Genomic DNA, 20,730 nt, shown 5'->3' with positions numbered 1-20,730 from the left:
CTTTCTACTCCAAGTCTATCCAATAGCGCTCCGTTCCATTTCGAACATCCTCCAACTCCCCACCATTAGCTAAGATAACAGCTCGGCTTGCTGGATTTTCTGTGCTACAAGTCACTAAAGCTCGTTTAATATTTTTTCCCTTAGCAACTTGTAGACCTTGTCGGAGGGATTCTTTCGCATAATCCTTACCTCTTTCAGATGGACGAATAGAGTAGCCAATGTGGCCAGCATAATTCAGCAAGCCCTCATTCAGTCTTAATCGCAGATTCAAAAACCCTAAAGCACAACCTACATCATCAAATGATACAAATTGAATAGAAGGAACCCAGTTTTCAGGAATATTGAGTCCCGCTTCCGCTTGAAGATTTTCTTCTAACCACTCTTCATAAACAAAATTCTCAGCATCCCAAAATCCGCCATCGTGGGCTGATTGAGTCTGTTCAAACTCTGCCATCATCTCTAAAACTGTTTCTTTATCTGCCAATCTTGGTCTGCGTAGTTCCATATTCCCCTCCCCGCTATAAGAAAAGCGAGAGGCAACTCTCACTTTTTCTTGTTCTTGTTTAAAAATTGTTCTCTAAGGCTAGCTACTCGGTCTTTTTTATTGACTCCACCCTTTGAATGTTTTTCGTGGAATCGTTGAACCAAGGCCTTGCCTTTATCATCTAATTGATATTTTCCCATGCTATCTCTTTCTAATTTCTTACTTCATGTCCTGCTGTTTTGATAGTAGAACCGTTCATGTGTTTGACACGCGCAGCAATTTCCTTGTGGCGTCCATTAACCATCGGACGCGCTTGTGGGTTCCCAAGATAGCCACAGGTCCGTTTAACCACATCTACTGTTTTAGGATCGTTATTTCCACAGTTAGGACAAGCAAATCCTCTCTCAGTAGGTTCAAAATCTCCTTCAAAATCACACTTGTAGCAACGGTCAATCGGAGTATTGGTTCCTAGATAACCTACACGGTCATAAGCATAGTCCCACACAGCTTCCAAGGCCTTTGGGTTTTGTTGGAGAACAGGATACTCGCAGTAGTGGATAAAGCCACCTGATGCACCTGCTTCTGGATAAACCTTTTCAAAATCTAGTTTTTCAAAAGGAGTTGGATTTTTACGCACATCATAATGGAAGGAATTTGTGTAGTATTCTTTATCAGTAATGTCTGGAATAGAGCCAAATTTCTCTGTATCCAAGCGGCAGAAGCGGTCTGTCAGACTTTCAGATGGTGTTGAATAAATAGAGAAATGATACCCATATTGGTCTGACCACTCTTCCACTCGATGTTTCATATCTCGAATGATATTAAGGGTGAATTCTTTAGCTTCTGGATTAGTTTCCCAATTGTTGCCAAAGAATACTGTCGCTACTTCATAAAGTCCAATGTAGCCAAGCGAAACAGTCGCACGACGGTTCTTAAAGAGCTCGTCAACTCTTTCTTCTTTACCAAGACGACGTCCGAAGGCACCATATTGATAAAGAATTGGTGCATTAGCTGGAGTGGCTTCCTTGGTTCTTTCCACACGGTAAACCAAGGCATCTTCCGCGATATTCATACGCTCATTGAAGATTTCCCAGAACTTGTTCAGGTCGCCTTCGGATTCAAGTGCGATACGAGGAAGATTAACCGTCACGACCCCTAGATTCATACGGCCCGAATTGACTTCTACTCCATTTTCATCCTTCCATCCTTGAAGGAATGAACGACATCCCATCGGAACCTTGAAAGAACCTGTCAACTCGACAATCTTATCATAAGACAAGACATCTGGGTACATGCGCTTGGTTGCACACTCAAGAGCCAACTGTTTGATGTCGTAGTTAGGAGAGCCTTCCTCTAAGTTGAGTCCTCTTTTTAGCGTAAAGATGAGTTTAGGGAAGATGGCTGTTCGATGTTCCGAACCAAGCCCCTTGATACGAATGTTCAGGATTGCCTTTTGAATTTCACGTTCAAAACGACTGGTTCCTAGACCGAAACCAAGAGAGGTAAATGGCGTTTGCCCATTTGATGTAAAGAGGGTATTAATCTCGTACTCTAGAGATTGCATGGCATCGTAGATGTCTTTTTGGGTTTTCTTCCAGGCATATTCTTGGCGCTTATCAGGCAGAACCCATTCCTCCGCATCTTTGAGGTGCTTTTGGTAATTTTTCTCTGCATAAGGAGCCAATACTTCATCGATACGGTCAGCTGAACAGCCCCCATACTGGCTAGAAGCAACGTTTGCGATGATTTGTGAAATCTGCGCTGTCGCAGTCTGGATAGATTTGGGACTCTCTACCTCAGCATTCCCAATCTTAAAACCATTTTCCAACATGCCCTTGAAATCAATCAAACAGCAGTTGGTCATAGGGGTATAGGGACTGTAGTCCAAATCATGATAGTGGATATCTCCTTTTTGATGGGCATTAGCCACATGTTTAGGAAGCATTTGAAGTCCGATGGATTTCCCAACAATCCCTGCCGTCAAATCACGCTGGGTATTAAAAACATCACTATCCTTATTGGCATTTTCATTGACAACTGCCTGATCTTTATTGAGAAGTTTATGAATACTAAAGTTGATATCTGTCGCTTTTGAGCGCTCAAAATCTCTTTGAGTCCGATAAGTGATATACTCCTCAGCCAAGGCATATTCTTTGGCTTCCAGCAATTCGTGTTCTACGATATTTTGGATTTCATAGATTTTTACACCTTGTGGGAAACGGCTATGAATCTCTTCGACGATACGTTCAACTAGAGTACTAAGTCGTTTTTCAACCAAAGGGGTTACATCCATAACCTTTTCAGCAGCCTTATGAAGCGCTTTGTCAATCTTGTCTACATCAAAAATGACACGTCTACCGTCACGCTTTTCAACGAATAAAGTCGGATCAGGGACAGTCTTCTCTTCCAATACAATCATATCCATACCCTTTTCTTAAATATAATATTGATTCTAAAAAGTATTATATCACTAAAAAAATAAAAATCAATATCTTGTGTAAAAAAATAAAATTTTTTTAAAATTACACAAGATATTGATAATTTTATTTTAATTTATAGAGTTTAAAATCTTTGAATTCACTTTGAACCGCTTGATAATTTTCAGCTAAAAGCTGCTCAACTTCTGTCCAAAGAGTTGTTTTTGTATTTACTACAATTATCTTTGGTTGATTATCTCGCAGATCATTTACAAGTTTGGTACGATTTTCATCAAGCCCTGTATGCAATCTAGGAGATAACAACTGACTAGCAGCCAAGCGTTCGCTAGCTTTATAGCTACTTGTCAGATTATCCCAAACATAGATACGATCTGTAGCTTGCGTTTCCCCTTTGACTTTAGTTTCAATGCCTGTACGTTCTTGATATTGTTCCGCATGAAGTAAATATCGTGATACTACAGGAGCTAAAAATAGATAAACGAGAGCTAAAATTGGCAGATAGGCATTTCCTTTCACAAAAGTGCCCCATGGTGACGTTTCTTCTCTGCGTCTTCTACGACGGCTGGCTCCCTCTAATTCCCACGTGCGAATTCGAGTTAACAATAGAATAGACAAGAAGGGTAACAATTCAACCATACGACTACCATTGATAAGATCTGTAGAGAAAATTTCTAAAACTAATACCAAAATAACAGCTATTGCAGCAGAGATTGATAAGACTGATTGTTTCAATGGTTTAGATTGGAAGAGACCTGTGAAAGCCAACGTCAATGCTCCAAGAGCAATTGCCAATAATCCATAGAAGAGGATGTTGTCGAGTAACCCCGAGTTAGAGGTGAAGTTCAAACTATCTAATGGATAGAGGATTTGACTAATGGCATTTCCGAAGCTACCTTTATAAGCTGTATAGTAGCCAATTGGATAAAAGAAGATTGAAAAACCAAGACCCGCCGCAAAGAATTGATAGAGGCCATGAGTCAAGTTGTTGCGCCCAACATTAAAAGCAGTTACTGCAAAAAATAAGACAAATGCATATAAAGTTGTCACCAAAGGTGCAAAGAAAAATGCTAGGGCCAGACTAATCCCAATACGTATGAAACCTTTATCATGATCTGGTTCTGCAAAGTAAGCAATCGCTAAACTGAGAGCATAGAATAAGAACGGAAGGGCAAGAATAGTCGCATAGCCACCACCAAAACTAAGAGCACTGGCGAGGATATAAAAGACTGTCAGCACTTGTTGAGATTGTTTGTTTTGTCCCGTCAAGTTATAAGCCGAATGAAAAAGAAAGAATCCTGCACCTATTAAGGCTAACCAATTAAAGACTGCAAACAATAGACTGCCTTTGGTTAGATACTGTAAAAAGTAATAAAGGAGACCACTAGTTCCAAAGTAGTCAGAGTAGATATCTCCTCTCTGATGCATGGCCCATCCGATATAGAAATCCTGAGCCTGTTCTGGACTTAGCAAGCCTAATAAAAAGGGTAGGACCACAGACACAAGTACTACTAGCGTACTCAAAATTAGGATATTAAAAAATGGTAAGCGAGTAGGCTGACGAGTTTCAACCTCGAGTTGCTCCTCATTTGTTACTGGAGCTTCCTGACTTCCCACCCAATATGGATTCGATTCATCTTCTAATCTGCCATATACGTTCATTCATTCTCTCCTATATTTTAATTTGTTCTAGTATATCAAAAAGTCTAGTTCTTGTCAGCCTGCGGCGGACGTTTGCGTAACTTTTCAGATAAGAAAACAAAGCGTTCAATCTCATAAAAACGATGATAAGAAGCTTTTTTATAGTAGTCTAAAAAAGTTTTTTCCTCTACTGTCAGCATGGTTACCCCTCCTTTTCTCTTCATTCGAAAAAAGGAGAAAAATCTAAAAAAGCTGAATTCTCAAAAAGAGGATTCAGCACTTTTTAATCAGCTTTCTTTTCTAAGTTTTTTGAAATGCTACGATTTTTACCTTCCAGATACACCATCAAAATTGAGATATCTGCTGGGTTTACCCCAGAAATACGGCTAGCCTGACCAATGGTTTCTGGATTAATGAGTTTGAACTTCTGGCGCGCTTCTGTCGCGATAGAGTCAATATCATCCCAATCGATGTTGGCCGGAATACGTTTTTCTTCCATGCGTTTCATCTTGGCAACCTGATCCATAGCTTTTGAGATGTAACCTTCGTACTTGATTTCTGTTTCAATCAATTCGATAATCTTGTCATCCAATTCTTCGGCAGCAGGTCCAATAAAGGCCACCACGTCTTGGTAAGAGACTTCTGGACGACGGAGAAACTCCTTGGCAGTGACTGCATCAGTCAATGGTTTGAAGCCCATTGCTTCAACCTTAGCGTTTGTTTCCTTGACTGGCTTGAGTTTGATGCTATCCAAACGCTTCATTTCATTTTCAAATTGATTTTTCTTGATTTCAAAACGAGCCCAACGTTCATCGTCAACAAGCCCAATCTCGCGCCCCATCTCAGTCAAACGCATATCGGCATTGTCATGACGGAGGATGAGGCGGTATTCGGCACGGCTGGTCAAGAGACGATAGGGTTCAATGGTCCCCTTAGTTACCAAGTCGTCAATCATCACTCCGATATAACCGTCGCTTCGTTTCAGAATCAACTCAGGCTTACCTTGGATTTTCAGAGCCGCATTGATACCCGCTATGATCCCTTGTCCAGCAGCTTCTTCGTAACCTGACGTTCCATTTGTCTGACCAGCAGTGAAGAGACCTGATATTTTCTTGGTTTCAAGCGTTGCACGCAATTGATGAGGTAAGACCATATCATACTCGATAGCATAACCCGTTCGCATCATCTCTGCATTTTCCAAACCTTTGATAGAATGAACTAGCTCACGCTGTACATCTTCAGGTAGACTGGTTGAAAGACCTTGGACATAGACTTCTTCCGTATTGCGCCCTTCTGGTTCTAGGAAGAGTTGGTGGCGTTCCTTGTCCGCAAAACGTACAATTTTGTCCTCAATCGACGGACAGTAACGAGGTCCCACTCCCTTAACCACACCTGTAAACATAGGCGCACGGTGGAGATTGTTTTGGATAATTTCATGACTGGTACCATTGGTATAAGTCAACCAACATGGTACTTGGTCCTTTACATAATCCTCATCACGTGAAGTATAAGAAAAGTGATTTGGTGTTTCATCTCCTGGCTGGATTTCTGTCACATCATAGTTGATAGAGGAAGCCTTGACACGTGGAGGTGTTCCTGTCTTGAAACGACCGATCTCGAGGCCCAATTCCTTGAGATTGTCAGCTAGGTTAATCGAAGCTAAGCTGTGGTTAGGACCTGACGAGTACTTGAGGTCTCCGATGATGATTTCCCCACGGAGGGCTGTCCCTGTAGTCACAATAACAGCCTTTGCAGCATACTCTTGATGGGTCGCTGTACGAACACCGACAACCTTGCCATCTTCCACCAAAATCTCATCAATCATGGTTTGACGAAGGGTGAGATTCTCTTGATTTTCAACCGTTTTGCGCATTTCCTTAGAGTAAAGCTCCTTGTCAGCCTGCGCACGAAGGGCACGAACAGCAGGTCCTTTCCCAGTGTTGAGCATCTTCATCTGGATGTAAGTCTTGTCAATAGTTTTTGCCATTTCGCCACCAAGAGCATCGACTTCACGCACAACAATCCCCTTGGCAGAACCACCAATAGACGGATTACATGGCATGAAAGCCAACATTTCAATGTTGATAGTCGCAAGCAAGACCTTGCAGCCCATACGGCTCGCAGCTAGGGAAGCTTCGACACCCGCATGTCCCGCACCGATTACAATAATATCGTATTCTTCTGTAAAATTATAAGTCATTTTCTCTCCTATTCCTCAAGATGAATGTGTCTTAGTTGGCCGTTCCAATTTGGTAGGGCTGTTTTTAAAAAGGATGGAACTAGATTGAGCCCCTTAAGCTTGTCTAAGTCAATCCACTCACAAGGCTGCATTTTTTCGTCTTCCTGCATGGTCAATGGAGCTTCTTCAAGCAAATTCACCAGATAATGAAACTCGATATTGTGATAGTGAACACCGTCTTCTTCAAAACGATTTTCAACCACGAAAGCTAGCTGCCCAACTTGAGCTTTGACACCCAGTTCTTCTCTCACTTCGCGGACTACCGCATCTTCCGTTCTTTCGTTGACTTGAATAGCACCGCCGATGGTGTAATACTTGTCCTTGTCTTTAGTAGCTAGAAGTTTGCGATTTTGGAGAATCAAGGCTGTTGCCCGAATACCAAAAACAGTATTTCCCTCTTTTGTCCGAAAGTCTTGTTGAGTCATTTTTGCCCTTTCCCTTAAACGACACAAAAACAGTCAAAACTCGTAAGAAGTGCAGGACAAAAAAGCCTGCAACATCCATGAGCTTTGACCATCATTTCTATTGCTTTTATTATTGTAGCAAATTGAGAAAATTTGTCAATCTATATGTACTGACAAACCTTGCCATCACGGTAGGCATTGTCAATCAAACCACCACCGAGACACTCTTCACCATCGTAAAAGACAACTGCCTGTCCTGGTGTAATGGCGCGTTGCGGCTCCGCAAAGATGACCTCGGCCTTGTCTCCTTTAACATGAACAGTTACCTTAGAGTCAGGCTGACGGTAGCGGAATTTAGCCGTACATTCTAGCGTAAACTCCTCTGGCATGTCACGAGTAAAGTGAACTTGACTAGCCTCTAAGCTAGTTGACATGAGCGCTTCATGATAGAAACCTTGTCCGACATAGAGGATATTTTGGCTCAGGTCTTTGCCGACAACGAACCAAGGGGCATTGTCCCCTCCGTGTTGACCACCGATACCGAGTCCCCCACGCTGACCAATTGTATAGTACATAAGGCCTGCATGCTCGCCCATATCGCGACCATCCACAGTCATCATGCGACCAGGTTGAGCTGGTAAGTAGTTGCTGAGAAATTCTTTAAAGTTCTTTTCTCCGATAAAGCAAATTCCTGTCGAATCTTTCTTCTTGGCAGTCGCAAGTCCAGCTTCTTCAGCTATTTTTCGGACTTCAGGTTTTTCCAAATGCCCCAAAGGAAACATGGTTTTTTGGAGTTGTTCTTGAGAAAGTTGACTGAGGAAATAGGTCTGATCTTTGCCATTGTCCACGCCACGAAGCATGTGAACGATGCCATCCTCATCACGCGCCACTCGAGCATAGTGCCCAGTTGCTACATAGTCTGCTCCCAAGGTCATGGCATAGTCCAAAAAGGCCTTAAACTTGATTTCTTTGTTGCACATAACGTCTGGATTTGGCGTGCGTCCTGCACGGTATTCCGCTAGGAAATACTCAAAAACGCGGTCCCAGTACTCTTTTTCAAAATTGACAGAGTAGTAAGGAATGCCAAGTTGGTCTGCCACCGCAGCCACATCCTTGTAATCCTCGGTCGCTGTACAGACGCCGTTTTCATCTGTGTCATCCCAGTTCTTCATGAAGATGCCGATCACATCGTAGCCCTGCTCCTTGAGCAAGAGAGCCGTCACCGACGAATCAACACCACCACTCATCCCCACGACAACACGTGTTTTAGAGTTATCACTCATGGTAAGTCTCCCATCTATTCGTTTATTCACGATTGAAGGTCGTGTGTGCTTCAACGATTGAAGGTCGCTTGAGCAAGATTCATTATAGCATGCTTTAAAAAAGATGACAAGGAAGATGGAGACAAATCTAGCAATCTCTTCTGTAAATACATAAAATTAAGAACTTAAAAAAGTAATTCATGCCTAAACCTCTATTCACTTTAAAAATTTATTTTTAAAATCAACTAAAAATGATATACTGTAATGAGGAGGAATGCGCACATGATTCCATACATATACCTTTATCCACGTGCGTAGAACTATTGTGAACAACTACAAAGATATACTAAAATCAAAAAATACCATTTTTACTATTATAATTATTGCAGGTTTTGGACTTTTAACAGCCTTAGTCATTCATCAAGAACATGTTCAAGCAGAGAAAGGAAACATTGCTCTCATCAAACAACAAAAAAATCAACAAGATGTTGAACAAGTAAAAAATGCTATTAAAGACTTCAACATCGATTCTGAAAGCATAATAGATGATTGGAAAAAGATTCAGGAATTGAAACCAACCACTGATGCGGGTAAAAAGACACTAACAGACTTTCTTACTTCTACTGCCGATAAAGTCACAAAGCATTATACTGAAAAAGCTTTAAAATTAGATATAAAGGGCTCTGATAGCCAGTTTCAAGATAAACAAACACTTGAAGCAGGCATCACTTCTTTACAAAAAATACTAGAAATCATTAAAGATATTAACTCTACTAACGAACAAACTTCCATTGAAGAAAAAATAAAACCAATTCAAGAACTGATCTCTAAATTCCAAAAACAAGTTGAATTCTTGACTAAAAAAGAAGAACAAAAATCTAACCAAAACGAAACAGAAACAGCTAATAAGACTCAGGTAGTAGAATCCTACAATTCAGAAGATAGCAACTACAGTCCAACCTACACTGAATCATATGAAAGCATAAATAATTCTCAAACACCTGCAGCTGAGCAATATTCATCTGATAGTGCTGGCAGCGAAGGGAACCATGGCGTTGATACACGAGATCAATCTTCTAATTCTTCCGGTTCTCAGACAGAGGCTAATAGACATAATAATTAAACTAGAATTCGCGATTTAAACAGTTTAACTTACTAATTCGGGTGGAAAAATTCTGTAAAATCATCAACCTGAACAAATCTTCCGTCACTATTACTTAAAAATTGTCTCTCATTAAAAGGTACACAAAAAGAGCCATTCAAGGCTCTTTTTTATTTTTTAGTACCAACCGTTGTTAAGCCAGAAGTTCTTAGCTTCAGTCCATGAACCATAGCGTCCTGCTACATAAGCGTCAGCTACACGTTCTTGGTTTTCTGCTGAATAGTCACCGTTCAAGTATGAATCTGTCAATTGGTAACGTCCGATGTAACGTCCGTTTGTAGCTGTATAGCTACCGCCTGATTCTTTTTGGGCGATCCATTCTTTAGCTTCTGCTTCAGATCCGCTTACAGTCGCAGCTGGTGTTGTGCTCTCTTCTGCTACTGGGGCTGGTGTTGCAGCTGCTGGGGCAGAAGTTTCTTCTACTGCTGGAGTTTCTTCTGCAGTCGCTGGGGCTGGTGTTGAAACCGGAGCTTCAGTATTTGCAGATGGTGCAGGAGTTGTCGTTGCAGGAGTCGCCGCTACTACTGGAGCTTCTCCTTCAATAACTAAAACTTGGTCAACATAGATGAGGTCAACGTTTTTAATGTTGTTCAATTTAGCCAATTTTTCAACTGTTGTGTTGTAAGTCTCAGCAATTTCTGATAGAGTATCTCCAGGTTTAACTGTATAAGTTTTTGATTCTTGTGCAAAAGTAAGTGATGGTGCAAGGAAAGCAAGTACAACTGCAAATCCTGCAAGTTTAGTCTTAATGTTTAATTTCATTTAAAAAAGTTCTCCTTTTTTCTTATACTACCATGATACCTTTCTAATGTTACTATTTGTTAACGAATTTGTGTAGAAATGTTACAAAACTGTGATTTATTTACTTAAAAAAGCCCTTTTTTGTTACAAAACCCTTGTTATTAAAGCTTTTTAATCTTTTTATATATTTCAGAAAGTAATTAAGCACTTACATCTAATCTTTGCTATAATAGAAGTAAGAATCTTTTTAAGGGGAAACAGATGCAATCACTTCGTTTTCAATCTGTCTTTGATATCATTGGACCAGTAATGATTGGGCCATCTAGTAGTCACACTGCAGGAGCTGTTCGTATCGGTAAAATCGTTTCATCTATCTTTGATGATACTCCAACTGAGGTTGAATTCCAGCTTTTTAACTCTTTTGCAAAAACCTATCGTGGACACGGGACAGACCTTGCCCTTGTAGCTGGTATTTTGGGAATGGATACGGATGATCCTGAAATTCCAAATAGTTTAGAAATTGCCCATAAGCGTGGCATTAAAATCGTGTGGACCATCCAAAAGGACAGTAATGCTCCCCACCCAAATACTACGAAAATCACTGTTAAGAACGATCGTAAGACTATCAGCGTAACAGGAATTTCAATCGGCGGTGGAAATATCCAGGTGACAGAATTAAATGGTTTTGCCGTATCTCTCAACATGAACACCCCTACCATCATCATCGTTCATCAGGATGTTCCAGGTATGATTGCTCATGTGACTGAGGCTCTTTCTCGCTTTGGTATCAATATCGCTCAGATGAATGTAACTCGAGAAAAAGCTGGCGAGAAAGCAATCATGATTATTGAAGTTGATAGTCGCAACTGTGAAGAATCTATCGAAGAAATTCGGAAAATTCCTCATTTGCACAATGTCAATTTCTTTCAATAGGAGAAAATATGTTTTACTCTATCAAAGAATTAGTCGAACAAGCCGAACTTGATTTCCAAGGAAATGTTGCTGAGCTCATGATTACTACTGAGTATGAGCTAACTGGTCGTGAGCGAGAAGAAGTTCTCCTCCTCATGGAACGTAACCTCGAAGTCATGAAAGCTTCCGTCGAGCTTGGTCTCAGCGAAAAGAAATCTCGTAGCGGTTTGACTGGTGGTGATGCAGCTAAGCTCGACCACTACATCAAAAAAGGAAAGACCTTATCAGACTTCACTGTCTTGTCTGCCGCCCGTAACGCCATTGCCGTTAATGAGCACAATGCCAAGATGGGCCTTGTGTGTGCGACACCAACTGCAGGTAGCGCAGGTTGTCTTCCTGCAGTTCTCACATCTGCTATTCAAAAGTTAGATTTAACGCATGAACAACAACTAGATTTTCTCTTTGCTGCCGGTGCTTTTGGGCTCGTCATTGCTAATAACGCTTCTATCTCGGGAGCCGAAGGAGGCTGTCAAGCCGAAGTTGGATCTGCCTCTGCCATGAGCGCTGCTGCCCTAACTCTAGCTGCAGGTGGAACTCCTTATCAAGCGAGTCAGGCTATCGCCTTCGTTATCAAAAACATGCTCGGTCTTATCTGCGATCCCGTTGCAGGTTTGGTTGAAGTCCCTTGTGTTAAGCGTAATGCTATGGGGGCAAGTTTCGCCTTCATCGCAGCTGATATGGCTCTAGCCGGTATCGAATCAAAAATCCCGGTTGACGAAGTCATTGATGCCATGTACCAAGTAGGCTCTAGCCTCCCAACTGCCTTTCGTGAAACTGCCGAAGGTGGTCTCGCAGCCACACCGACAGGCCGTCGCCTTCAAAAAGAAATCTTCGGCGAATAATTTCAAGATTACTAGGAGAATCAATGTCATCTCTATCAGCCATCTTTTTCGACTTAGATGGAACCCTTGTGGACAGCTCTATCGGTATTCACAATGGCTTCACCTATACTTTTGAACAACTGGGAATTCCTAGTCCAGATGCAAAAACCATCCGTGGTTTTATGGGACCTCCTTTGGAAACTAGTTTCGCTAGTTGCTTACCAACTGAGCAGATTGAGTCAGCTATCCAGCTTTATCGCTCCTATTATAAGGAAAAAGGAGTCTACGAAGCTCAGCTCTTTCCACAAATCAAGGAACTACTCACTGAACTAGCTCAACAATATCCTCTCTATATCACGACAACAAAAAATACTCCGACAGCAGTCCATATGACAGCTAATTTTGAAATCGATCACTTCTTTGACGGCATCTATGGTTCAAGTCCTCAAGCGGTGCATAAGGCAGATGTCATTCATCAAGCTTTGACAACTCATAAATTGGATCCAGAAAAAGTGGTCCTTATCGGAGATACTAAATTTGATATGATTGGCGCCCAAGAAACTGGCATTAAAAAACTAGCGGTTACTTGGGGATTTGGTGAAGAGGAAGAGTTGATGAGCTACCATCCTGACTGGGTCGCACATCAACCAGCAGACATTTTACGTCAACTATAATTGAAACCCTAAACAAAAAACACTCCAATTAAATTGGAGTGTTTTTTAACTTTTTGATAATAAAATACAAGAAGTCCAAAACAGATTCAACCGTAAAACAAGAATCTCTTAGTTCTTATCTGATTCTTCGAACGGTGTATCTTCGATGGCTTCTTCATTTTTGACTGCTTGAGATTCACTATAGTTTACCACTTCAGTTTCTTTTGTCGGCATAGCGAAAAGAATCAAAAGAGCTAGCCCTCCCATTGGGGCAAAGCGAAGGAAGATAAAGGCCCAGTGGAATCCGGCATCACGCAAACGGCGAACTGATATAGCCAAAGTCGGTACTAAGATTGCTAGGTAGAAAACTGCATAAATAATAGCAACTAAACCAAAAACCATGAAAATAGCCTCGCTGGCTGAATCGCTCACTGAATCCATCACAGTACTAAGATATACAATGTAGAAATAGATAATCCAGAAAGGAATAGAAAGGATGAGGTTTCCTAGCCAAACCCACCAGAAATCTGGACGCGTCGAACGACCGGTGAACTCTGCATAATTCTTAAAAAAATTCTTATACGCGTTAATCATATGATACTCCCATTTTTTATTTTATCAGTAGATACTAAACTGTACAGTTATAGAACACTCCCAAATCTAGTAAAAGGCCTGGGAGTGTTAGCCAATTATTCGACAAGACTGAAAATTCTTCGTCCTTGTAGCATTCTTCAGATAGTTGAACTTATATTTAATCCTTTGTCGGCATAGCTAGGAGTATCATAAGAGCGATACCTCCAACAAATGGAACAAATGCTACGAAAATGAGTGCCCAATGGAAACCAGCATCACGCAGACGACGAACTGTCAATGCAAGTTGAGGCAAGAAAAGTGCCAGACCAAAAATGAAATAAATAAATATGAAAAGACCCAAAGTCGTAATAGCAGCTTCGCTATCTGGATTTGCTATTGCACTACCGTAGACTATGTCAAAAGGAATAGAAAGGATAATGTTTGCCAACCCAATCCACCAGTAATCAGGACGTGTTGAACGTCCAGAGAAATCTACATAACCTTTAAAGAAATTTTTAATTGCGTTAATCATATGATACTCCCAACTTTTATTTTATCAGTAGATACTGTACAGTTATAGAACACTCCCAAATCTAGTAAAAGACCTGGGAGTGTTAGCAAATTATTCGACAAGATTGAAACTTCTTCGTTCTTGTAGCATTTTTTCAGATAGCTGAACTTAGTGTTAGTCCTTTGTTGGCATAGCTAGGAGCACCAAAAGTGCGATACCTCCAACCATTGGAATAAAAGCAACGAAGATGAGCGCCCAATGGAAACCAGCATCACGTAGACGACGAACTGTCAGTGCTAGTCCAGGCAATAAAACTGCTAGTCCAAAAATGAGATAGACAAATCCGATTAAGCCCAAAGTCATAATAGCAGCTTCGCTATCTGGATTTGCCATTGCAGCACCGTATGCCATGTAGAAAGGAATAGAAAGGATAATGTTTGCCAACCAAATCCACCAGTAATCTGCGCGAGTTGAACGTCCTGAAAAATCTACATAACCTTTAAAGAAATTTTTAATTGCGTTAATCATAAGTTACTCCCTAATTTTTTATTTACTATAGTTTACCATATCTGTTCAATAATAACAAGTTTGTTCAAAAAACTCTGAAAGTCTCTCGAAATCTAGAAAAAAAGATACTATCCGCTCTTTCTCATAAACAGAAGTTGCAGATAATATCTCATCTATTTTTAGTCAACATGTGTTGTTTCATTAGCAAAAGCTATGATTGCTCTCTTCAATTCAGAACCTTGCAAGGTACGGAACTCTTCAATCTTCTGATTGATCATCTCAAGAGGCATTACATTTACTTTACCAACAAAGATTTTGTCCATTACTTGATTGTCAACTAGTTCAGTTGATACAAGCAACTCTTCGTATAGTTTTTCACCTGGGCGAATACCTACTTCTACGATTGGAATTTCATTTTCAGTATGACCACTGAGTAGAACCATTTTCTTAGCCAAATCGTAAATGCGTACTGGTTTGCCCATATCAAGGATAAAGACTTCTCCATCCTTTGCATAAGCACCCGCATGAATCACCAAGCGACTAGCTTCTGGAATGGTCATAAAGTAACGAGTCATTCGGAAATCCGTCACCGTTACAGGCCCACCTTCAGCAATCTGACGTTCAAAGACAGGAATTACACTACCACGGCTACCGAGTACGTTACCGAAACGAACCGCACAGTAGGTAGATTGGCTACGTTGATTAAATCCTGTAACAATTAACTCAGCCACACGTTTAGTTGCTCCCATTACGTTTGGTGGATTAACAGCCTTATCTGTCGAAATCATGACCATTTTTGGAACTCGAGCAGCGTCAACTGCCTTAGCAACATTATAGGTTCCAAGGATGTTATTCTTGAATGCTTCTTTTGGATTACGCTCCATCATCGGAACATGTTTATGAGCTGCAGCATGGTAAACAATCGCTGGTTCGTACTGTTCAAAAACTTGAAGCAAACGATCGTAATCTTGAATATCGGCAATGACAGGAACAAAGTCAATTCCCTGGAATTTACGAATCAATTCATGGTAAATCAGATAAATAGAGTTTTCTCCATGACCGAGCAAAACGACACGTTCCGGATTGAAGCGACTGACTTGACGGCAAATTTCTGAACCAATCGAACCTCCGGCACCAGTTACCAAAATCGTTTTATTAGTGATTTCAGAACCCAGACGTGATTCATCGAGCTGAATCTCTTTACGTCCCAACAGGTCCGTGATATCAATTTTCTGGAAACCACCTGCTTGAGGCTGGATACCTTGCACAACTGATTCAATCATCGGCATCTTAAAGCATTTTACACCGATACTGTTACACATTTGCAGGATTCGTTCATATTCAGATGGATCTAGAGACGGAATCGCAACGATAACTTTTTCAACTCTGTAGCGTTTAGCCAATTCTGGTAGATCATCATAAGAACCCAAAACTGGGATTTTCCCAAGTTTTTGTCCTTTTTTCTTTTCATCATTATCCAAAATCCCAACTAGTTCAAGGTCACTAGTAGGATGTTGGTAGCTGTTCATAAAGAGCGCGCCACCATCACCAGCACCAATCAAGAAGGTACGACGGTGTTCTCCAGCTCCATTTCCCTTTTTACGTCTTGAGTAAATCAACTGCCAAGTGATACGAGGAAGTAGAATCAAGAATGTTGTTAATAGGATAAAGAGTACGATAAAGCGGATAGAAAAGAGCGGCAAGAAAGCATAGCAGATCACATAAGATAAGATACTACTGATAGTCACTCCGAAGAAAATCTTCATGAAATCTGTTATTTTGCTATATCGACTAATACTAGCATTAAGCCCCCAGAATCCAATCATCAGTTGGTAGAAAAGGAAGGTTAGACCTGTGTAAATGACATAGTCTACCGGGGCTGGATTAATCAAGCCATAAAATAGAATATAGGAAACAATAATTGATAAGACCATACTGGCAATATCAAAAAATCCCCAAAAAATTTGTTTCTGTTGTTTATTTAATACTTCAACCAGATCAATTACGTAATCTGTTATTTTTTTATTCATGTGAATGGTATCCTCCTACACAGAATCACATTTTCTAGTAATCTTCAGATAAATTTTTAAAATCTAATTAGCTTCAATTACTTGCTTTTTCTTAGAAGTTTCAAAAATATAAACTGTCGCACAAATCCTGGACATAGGGCAACGACAACTTGGATTAAAACACTTTTCAGATATTCGCCATAAGAAATCTGTCCACGAGCGTGCATTCTTTGACGTGCTTGGCGATAGAGTTTGAGATAGCGAAGACCTCCACGGCGTTCAAACATCCCTGCTCCCACGCGCACCTTACATAGAATTTGATCCACATTTCCAGTTCGAGCTCCAGCGCTAATCATATTGAGCCAGAGAAGATCATCTTCCATATAAAGACCATCCTCGTAGTTACCAGCCTTGAGAACCATTTCTTTTTTGAACATAACAGTCATATGATTAAAGGCACTTCTCATACGTTGGTAGGCAATGATATCCTCATGCTTAGTCGGTACACGACGGTAAGACACAATCTCGTCAGGTTGGTCGATAAACTCTGCGATATGACCACCTAGTAGGTCCAAGTTTTCTTTTTCCATCAATTCGAACTGCTGTTCGAAACGGTCTTCAACAGCAATATCATCTGTATCCATACGAGCAATGACGTCATATTGGCACTGTAAGACACCGTACTGAAGCGCTAAACCTAAGCCGCGATTTTGCTCAAGTGGACAACGTTTGATTGGAATACTTGACTGTGCTTCCAATTTCTCCAAAACTTGATACAGTTCAGGTGTCAGCGGACCATCTTCGACGATTACCACTTCGCTAGGTTTGAGCGTTTGATGTATGATACTCTCTACCGCCTCTTCTAGAAAGACTGGATTTTCTTTAACATAGACTGACATCAGGACGCTAAATTTACGATTTTCAGACACAGTAGTTCTCCAATATATAGATTTTCTTTCACTATTTTATCACAATTTTTCAGACTTTCCTATTTTTATTTGAATCCCAGAAAAAAACTAGTAAATATATTGTCCTTCTTTACTATGATTTCTATCGACTACGTAGCGAATCACGTCAGGTCAACTTGACATCTTTAGGAAAAAAATTAAAATAAGCTGTTATCAAAATCAGCTTATTGAGGTTCACATGAAAAAACGATCACTCTTTTTTATTCTAGGAATTATCTTAATTGGAGCGGTCTTAAGAGCTCCTTTCACAGCTTTACCAACTATTTTGGGAGATATTGCCCAAGGTTTAGGCGTGGAAGTCAGTTCACTTGGTGTTTTGACCAGTCTCCCTCTCTTGATGTTTGCCCTCTTCTCCTCTTTTGCGACTCGTTTGGCTCAAAAAATTGGACTCGAGCACCTTTTCACCTATAGTCTTATCGTATTGACCATCGGTTCAGTGATTCGTATCTTTAATCTTCCTTTACTCTATCTAGGGACTTTACTCATCGGAGCAAGTATTGCGATCTTTAACGTGCTCCTTCCTAGCGCCATTCAGGCCAATCACCCACAAAAGATTGGCTTTCTGACAACCATCTATGTGACCTCTATGGGGATTACAACGGCTCTTGCTTCCTATCTCTCAGTCCCCATTACTCAGGCAACATCCTGGAAAGGCTTGATTCTCTGTTTATCCTTGGTCTGCTTACTAACTTTAGTTGCCTGGCTCCCCAATCATCGTCACAATCATTTTCTAAGAGGAAGTGAGAAAAAACAAAAGAAAGAGAATATCTTAAAAAACAAGGAAGTTTGGGCTATTATTGTATTTGGTGGGTTGCAGTCCCTACTCTTCTATACCAGTATGACCTGGCTACCAACCATGGCCATCAGTGCAGGACTATCTCATACAGATGCTGGACTTCTGGCTTCTATCTTTTCACTGATTAGTATCCCCTTCTCGATGACCATTCCAAGTCTCACAACTCGTTTATCAAATCGTCACCGTCAAATCATGCTGACAGTCATCTCTCTGGCTGGAATGCTTGGAATTGCTATGCTCCTATACCCGAGCAAGAGTTTCCTTTACTGGTTAGTAGCGCATCTCTTGATTGGTACTGCTTGTAGCGCTCTTTTCCCTTATCTCATGGTTTGCTTCTCCATCAAAACCAGCTCTCCTGAAAAGACGGCCCAATTATCTGGTCTTGCCCAGACTGGTGGTTACATTCTAGCGGCCTTTGGACCAACTCTCTTTGGTTACAGTTTTAACATGTTCCAGTCTTGGGTTCCAGCGGTACTGATTCTTCTAGTAATTGATATCATCATGACGGTCGCCCTCTTTATGGTGGATCGAGCGGATAAAATCCTCTAATCTTCTAGTTTTCACTAGAAGATTTTTTATATGTAAAAATTTTATACATATTACTTGACAGCGTTTCCATTTAGATGTATGATGTATGTGTAGAATAATTATATATAAAATTTTTATATACTAAAAAGGAGGTGCCCCATGTATTTTCCGACATCAGCGGCTTTGATTGAATTTCTCATCTTGGCCATCCTAGAACAAGGGGATTCCTATGGTTATGAAATTAGTCAAACCATTAAACTCATTGCCAAAATCAAGGAATCTACCCTCTACCCCATCTTGAAAAAACTGGATACCAACCGCTATCTGACTACATACTCTCGCGAATACCAAGGTCGGATGCGGAAATACTATTCCTTAACAGAGATTGGAGAGGAGCAACTATTTGTACTCAGCGAAGAGTGGATACTCTATACTGACACTATCAATGGCATCATAGAAGGGAGCATTCGCCATGACAAGAACTGAATATTTGAATCAGCTTGAAGCCTATCTGATGAAGCTTCCTCAATCTGATCGTATCGAAGCCATGGACTACTTCAAAGAACTCTTTGATGATGCTGGTCCAGAAGGTGAGGAAGAGCTAATGACTAGTCTGGGAAGTCCTAAAGAGGCTGCCCACGACATCCTGACTACACTTCTTGATAAAAAAATCAACGAAGAAAATTCCAATAAGAACAACCGTCAGGTTTTACAAATCGCAATCCTCGCACTTCTGGCTGCACCTATTGGGATTCCAGTCGGGATTGGTCTTCTCATGGCTATCATCGGGATTTTTATCGCTGCGATTAGTGTACTTTTAGCCTTCTTTGCTGTATCAGCAGCTGGACTAATCCTAGGAGGCGTTCTCCTATTTGAAAGCTTCTACGTTCTGGCTGAATCGACATCTGCCTTTATGCTGATTTTTGGTGGAGGTTTGCTAGCTATTGGAGCTTCATCCCTAGTCTTGCTAGCGACTTCCTATGTGACCCGTTTCTTTGGAATACTAATCCTTCGACTTATTCAGTGGATTCTTAATAGAGGAAAGAGAGGTGAAAGTCATGCGTAAATTAACAAAAGGATTTCTTATCTTTGGTGTTGTTACTAGTATCATTGGTTTTGCCATGATGATCATCGGCATCCAAACAGACGGTATCAGAGACCTCCTTGCAATGTCACAAAAACCAGTCTTTGAGAGCCGAATGGAAGAGCTCGTTTTTGATCAAGATATTGAAAATCTTAACATGTCACTGACAGAACATTCGTTAGTCATTAGAGAATCTAGCGATGACAAGATTCGCCTTCAGTATCATCCAACTATCTCTGAAAAAGAAAATCTTCAACATTCTACCAAAGAAAAAACTCTTGAGATTTCTGACACCAAGTCAACTACACGTCGTTCTGTAGGTTCTAGTATCCAAGGTATCCTCTTTATCGCAAGCGGAATTTCTAGCCGCAATGATGAAGTCGTTCTATCGTTGCCAAAAGGAAGAGAATTAAAAGATCTAACCGCCCAGGTCGACCACGGTGTCCTTTCGATTGCCGATGTAAAACTCAGCAATGCCAAGATTCAGTCAAATGGCTTTCTTCTTCGTATCACAAATAGCGAGATTAAAAATAGCCAACTGACCACAACTGGAATTGTCAATGTATTTGGAACCAGTCTAACAGATAGCCGTATCCAAGCAGAACATGAACATATCTCTGCTGACGATATCCAAGTGCACGGTAAGGTAGAATTCGAGGCAGAAAATGACATATCGCTCATGTTATCAAGAAAAGAGCTTGAACGAATCAATCTCAATCTCTCGTCAGAATACGGAGCTATTTATCATCGAACTCGAGAAGGAGTGAAGCCTGGCCAGGGAAATGATGTAAATAGGGACGAAGAATTCTCAAATCCTTACAAAGTAGAGAAAAAAGATACGCAAGATCTCCTCGTCGCAAAGGCAGGTCAAGATATCAACATTCCAGACGAACCGGATCGCTCACCTAATTCGAGAGATCATGAATAATAGTTAATCATT

General features: G+C 40.8%; 22 protein-coding genes. 8 read left to right on the top strand and 14 right to left on the bottom strand.

The window, feature by feature from the left end:
• Positions 1 to 4 precede the first annotated feature (4 nt).
• The 8 genes from SPAR10_RS04180 to mnmA form a co-directional block, all read right to left on the bottom strand.
• Complete coding sequence (locus SPAR10_RS04180) at positions 5 to 505, bottom strand: GNAT family N-acetyltransferase (RefSeq protein ID WP_004251074.1); 501 nt, start codon at positions 503 to 505, stop codon at positions 5 to 7.
• Between the two features lie 38 nt (positions 506 to 543).
• Positions 544 to 684 (bottom strand): hypothetical protein, encoded by a 141-nt coding sequence (locus tag SPAR10_RS11020; RefSeq protein ID WP_000521611.1) that lies wholly within the window; start codon positions 682 to 684, stop codon positions 544 to 546.
• Positions 685 to 695: 11 nt separating this feature from the next.
• On the bottom strand, positions 696 to 2,903 hold the full coding sequence (gene nrdD / locus SPAR10_RS04175; RefSeq protein ID WP_004251072.1) for an anaerobic ribonucleoside-triphosphate reductase: 2,208 nt from the start codon (positions 2,901 to 2,903) through the stop codon (positions 696 to 698).
• A gap of 124 nt (positions 2,904 to 3,027) precedes the next feature.
• Positions 3,028 to 4,581, bottom strand: coding sequence for a hypothetical protein (locus tag SPAR10_RS04170; protein ID WP_004251070.1), 1,554 nt, complete (start codon positions 4,579 to 4,581; stop codon positions 3,028 to 3,030).
• Positions 4,582 to 4,625: 44 nt separating this feature from the next.
• Positions 4,626 to 4,760, bottom strand: a complete 135-nt coding sequence (locus SPAR10_RS11285) for a hypothetical protein (protein WP_004251068.1) — start codon at positions 4,758 to 4,760, stop codon at positions 4,626 to 4,628.
• Between the two features lie 83 nt (positions 4,761 to 4,843).
• A complete protein-coding gene (gene mnmG, locus SPAR10_RS04165; protein ID WP_004251065.1) occupies positions 4,844 to 6,760 on the bottom strand; it encodes a tRNA uridine-5-carboxymethylaminomethyl(34) synthesis enzyme MnmG in 1,917 nt (638 codons plus the stop codon).
• An 8-nt stretch (positions 6,761 to 6,768) separates the two neighbouring features.
• The gene (locus SPAR10_RS04160) at positions 6,769 to 7,224 is read right to left on the bottom strand and encodes an NUDIX hydrolase (protein WP_004251063.1); all 456 of its coding nucleotides are present in this window, start codon (positions 7,222 to 7,224) and stop codon (positions 6,769 to 6,771) included.
• A 140-nt stretch (positions 7,225 to 7,364) separates the two neighbouring features.
• A complete protein-coding gene (gene mnmA, locus SPAR10_RS04155) occupies positions 7,365 to 8,486 on the bottom strand; it encodes a tRNA 2-thiouridine(34) synthase MnmA (protein ID WP_004251061.1) in 1,122 nt (373 codons plus the stop codon).
• Between the two features lie 304 nt (positions 8,487 to 8,790).
• On the opposite strand from mnmA, the gene SPAR10_RS04150 reads away from it, so the two are divergent.
• On the top strand, positions 8,791 to 9,588 hold the full coding sequence (locus tag SPAR10_RS04150; RefSeq protein ID WP_004251059.1) for a hypothetical protein: 798 nt from the start codon (positions 8,791 to 8,793) through the stop codon (positions 9,586 to 9,588).
• 156 nt (positions 9,589 to 9,744) lie between these two features.
• Here the strand turns inward: SPAR10_RS04150 and apf are convergent, their stop codons facing one another.
• On the bottom strand, positions 9,745 to 10,389 hold the full coding sequence (apf, locus tag SPAR10_RS04145) for an aggregation-promoting factor (RefSeq protein ID WP_004251058.1): 645 nt from the start codon (positions 10,387 to 10,389) through the stop codon (positions 9,745 to 9,747).
• A gap of 240 nt (positions 10,390 to 10,629) precedes the next feature.
• Between apf and sdaAB the strand changes: the two genes are divergently transcribed.
• From sdaAB to SPAR10_RS04130, 3 genes are read left to right on the top strand one after another with little or no spacing between them, the layout of a single operon-like run.
• Entirely contained in the window at positions 10,630 to 11,301 is a 672-nt protein-coding gene (gene sdaAB, locus SPAR10_RS04140) for an L-serine ammonia-lyase, iron-sulfur-dependent subunit beta (protein ID WP_004251057.1), read from the top strand.
• 8 nt (positions 11,302 to 11,309) lie between these two features.
• Entirely contained in the window at positions 11,310 to 12,182 is an 873-nt protein-coding gene (gene sdaAA / locus SPAR10_RS04135; protein ID WP_004251056.1) for an L-serine ammonia-lyase, iron-sulfur-dependent, subunit alpha, read from the top strand.
• Positions 12,183 to 12,205: 23 nt separating this feature from the next.
• Positions 12,206 to 12,835: an HAD hydrolase-like protein gene (locus tag SPAR10_RS04130; RefSeq protein WP_004251054.1), complete on the top strand. Its 630-nt coding sequence runs from the start codon at positions 12,206 to 12,208 to the stop codon at positions 12,833 to 12,835.
• Positions 12,836 to 12,943: 108 nt separating this feature from the next.
• Here SPAR10_RS04130 and SPAR10_RS04125 read toward each other — a convergent pair whose 3' ends face one another.
• The 5 genes from SPAR10_RS04125 to SPAR10_RS04105 form a co-directional block, all read right to left on the bottom strand.
• Positions 12,944 to 13,408: a DUF805 domain-containing protein gene (locus SPAR10_RS04125; protein WP_004251052.1), complete on the bottom strand. Its 465-nt coding sequence runs from the start codon at positions 13,406 to 13,408 to the stop codon at positions 12,944 to 12,946.
• Positions 13,409 to 13,565: 157 nt separating this feature from the next.
• Positions 13,566 to 13,919 carry a DUF805 domain-containing protein gene (locus SPAR10_RS04120; RefSeq protein ID WP_004251050.1) on the bottom strand — a complete coding sequence of 118 codons (354 nt, stop codon included), beginning with the start codon at positions 13,917 to 13,919 and terminating at the stop codon, positions 13,566 to 13,568.
• A 153-nt stretch (positions 13,920 to 14,072) separates the two neighbouring features.
• Positions 14,073 to 14,426, bottom strand: coding sequence for a DUF805 domain-containing protein (locus SPAR10_RS04115; protein ID WP_004251045.1), 354 nt, complete (start codon positions 14,424 to 14,426; stop codon positions 14,073 to 14,075).
• Positions 14,427 to 14,584: 158 nt separating this feature from the next.
• On the bottom strand, positions 14,585 to 16,435 hold the full coding sequence (locus SPAR10_RS04110; RefSeq protein WP_004251043.1) for a polysaccharide biosynthesis protein: 1,851 nt from the start codon (positions 16,433 to 16,435) through the stop codon (positions 14,585 to 14,587).
• Positions 16,436 to 16,512: 77 nt separating this feature from the next.
• Positions 16,513 to 17,343, bottom strand: a complete 831-nt coding sequence (locus SPAR10_RS04105; protein WP_004251041.1) for a glycosyltransferase — start codon at positions 17,341 to 17,343, stop codon at positions 16,513 to 16,515.
• A gap of 217 nt (positions 17,344 to 17,560) precedes the next feature.
• Here SPAR10_RS04105 and SPAR10_RS04100 point away from each other — a divergent pair, with 217 nt between their 5' ends.
• The 4 genes from SPAR10_RS04100 to SPAR10_RS04085 all read left to right on the top strand — a co-directional run bounded on the left by SPAR10_RS04100 (position 17,561) and on the right by SPAR10_RS04085 (position 20,718).
• On the top strand, positions 17,561 to 18,727 hold the full coding sequence (locus SPAR10_RS04100; protein WP_004251040.1) for a CynX/NimT family MFS transporter: 1,167 nt from the start codon (positions 17,561 to 17,563) through the stop codon (positions 18,725 to 18,727).
• 138 nt (positions 18,728 to 18,865) lie between these two features.
• Positions 18,866 to 19,192, top strand: coding sequence for a PadR family transcriptional regulator (locus SPAR10_RS04095; RefSeq protein WP_004251039.1), 327 nt, complete (start codon positions 18,866 to 18,868; stop codon positions 19,190 to 19,192).
• Entirely contained in the window at positions 19,179 to 19,772 is a 594-nt protein-coding gene (locus SPAR10_RS04090; RefSeq protein ID WP_004251038.1) for a DUF1700 domain-containing protein, read from the top strand. The genes SPAR10_RS04095 and SPAR10_RS04090 overlap by 14 nt, the downstream gene beginning before the upstream one ends.
• Positions 19,765 to 20,718 (top strand): DUF4097 family beta strand repeat-containing protein, encoded by a 954-nt coding sequence (locus SPAR10_RS04085; protein WP_025170532.1) that lies wholly within the window; start codon positions 19,765 to 19,767, stop codon positions 20,716 to 20,718. The genes SPAR10_RS04090 and SPAR10_RS04085 overlap by 8 nt, the downstream gene beginning before the upstream one ends.
• The last annotated feature ends 12 nt before the right edge of the window (positions 20,719 to 20,730 follow it).

Source organism: Streptococcus infantis SPAR10 (assembly GCF_000279535.1).
In the GTDB taxonomy this organism is placed as follows: Bacteria; Bacillota; Bacilli; order Lactobacillales; family Streptococcaceae; genus Streptococcus; species Streptococcus infantis_I.
The sequence above is the reverse complement of the archived record's forward strand: the minus strand, read 5'-3'. Positions and strand labels throughout refer to the sequence as shown.